Here is a 1619-nt window from a genome sequence, read left to right as displayed (position 1 = left end):
TTCGACCAGGCGGCGGTGTCCCGGCAGGGCGTGCCGCCGGTGGTCGCCCACACCCTGGTGGTGGCCGGGCTGCCGTTCGACCTGGGCCCGTTCTTCTGGGCGCAGGCCCAGCCGGGACGGCCGGTGCCGACGCTGGCCGAGCTGGCGCAGGAGCGCGGCGTGCAGCCGGCCTCCGACGCCGGGTCGTACCTGGTGATGGGCAGCGACTTCGGCAAGGCGGTCTGCGTGCAGTACGGCACCGCGCACATCGTCGCGGTGCCGGTGGAGGCCGGGCCGGGCGGGGCCCCGGTGCCGCCGCAGTTCGTGAACACCGGGCTGCCCGAGTTCGCGCGCTGCCTGGCGCTGCTGGGCCGGATGTGGCCGCTGCGGTTCGGGCTCAACCAGGAGCAGGCGGCGCGCTGGACGGTGGACTTCCAGGCCCAGCTCGCCGCGCTCGACCCGGCGGCGCTGGCCTCGCCGGAGAGCTGGTGGTCGGTCCTGCTGGAGCAGTTCTGGGACGGCCTGCTCTGACCGTCCGCACCGCCTGACGCACGCCCCCGGGGGGCGGAGGACCCGGTCCTCCGCCCCCCGCTCCGTTTCCGGGCAGGTCTCCCCGGGCGGCGACGGTGCGCTCTAGCCGGTCCCTCCGGAGGCCGGCCGGCCGCGGGTGGCGATGAGCGACCAGGCGATGGACACGGTGATGGTCACCGCGATGACGCCGAGGGTGAGCGGGATGGGGAGCTTGCCGACGGGGGTCTCGGACAGGATGAGTTTGACTCCCGCGAAGGCCAGGAGGACCGCGAGGCCGTAGTGGAGGTAGGCGAAGCGGCGCAGGAGTCCGGCGAGGCAGAAGTACAGGCTGCGCAGACCCAGCACGGCGAAGGCGTTGGCGGTCCACACCAGGAAGGTGTTGGTGGTGATGGCCAGGACGGCGGCGACGGAGTCGATGGCGAAGATCAGGTCGGTCGCCTCGACCGCGACCAGGACCACCAGCAGCAGCGTCGCCACCCGCCTGCCGTCCACCCGGACGAGGAACCTGTCGCCGTGGAACGTGGGATCGGTGGGGATGAGTTTCCTGAACAGGCGGACCACGGGGTTGCGGTCCGGGTGGACCTCCTCGTTCTTGGAGACGGCCATCTTCCAGCCGGTCCAGATCAGGAAGGCGCCGAACACGTAGGCGGTCCAGAAGAACACCCGCAGCAGTTCGGCGCCGACGAAGATGAACACCAGCCGGGCCGCCAGCGCGCCGAGGACGCCCCAGAAGAGGACCTTGTGGTGGTAGGCGTCGGGGACCGCGAAGAACGAGAAGACCAGCGCGAAGACGAAGACGTTGTCGATCGACAGGGCCTTCTCGATGAGGTAGCCGGCGAAGTAGGTGGACGACACCTCCCCGCCCTGCCAGGCCCAGAGGACGAGGCCGAAGCCGAGCCCGACGGCGATCCACAGGCCGCTCCAGAGAGCGGCCTCGCGGAAGCCGATGACGTGGTTGTCGCGGTGGGCGATCAGGTCGACGGCGAGCATCACGCAGATGCCGGCGGTGACGGCGGCCCAGGCCCACGGCGGGACGGTGAACGACAGGTCATTCATCGCGGGAGGTTCCTCCAGCAGCGGCGGTCGTGGTCGGAGCGGGGCACCCGCGG

Annotated in this window: 1 protein-coding gene and 1 pseudogene; one reads left to right on the top strand and one right to left on the bottom strand. The window is 71.6% G+C overall.

All coding sequences use genetic code 11. The annotated features are described in order from the left end of the window. Positions 1-510, top strand: a 510-nt coding sequence (locus HW445_RS30250; protein ID WP_180223995.1) for an SUKH-4 family immunity protein, incomplete at its 5' end; no start/stop codon positions are given. A gap of 126 nt (positions 511-636) precedes the next feature. Here the strand turns inward: HW445_RS30250 and HW445_RS30245 are convergent. Beyond that, a pseudogene (locus tag HW445_RS30245) lies at positions 637-1566 on the bottom strand (TerC family protein); the annotation flags it as partial. Between the last annotated feature and the right edge of the window lie 53 nt (positions 1567-1619).

The sequence above is a fragment of the Streptomyces sp. UH6 genome, from assembly GCF_013421635.1.
Lineage (GTDB): Bacteria > Actinomycetota > Actinomycetes > Streptomycetales > Streptomycetaceae > Streptomyces > Streptomyces abyssomicinicus.
This window is presented reverse-complemented; position numbering and strand designations above follow the sequence as displayed.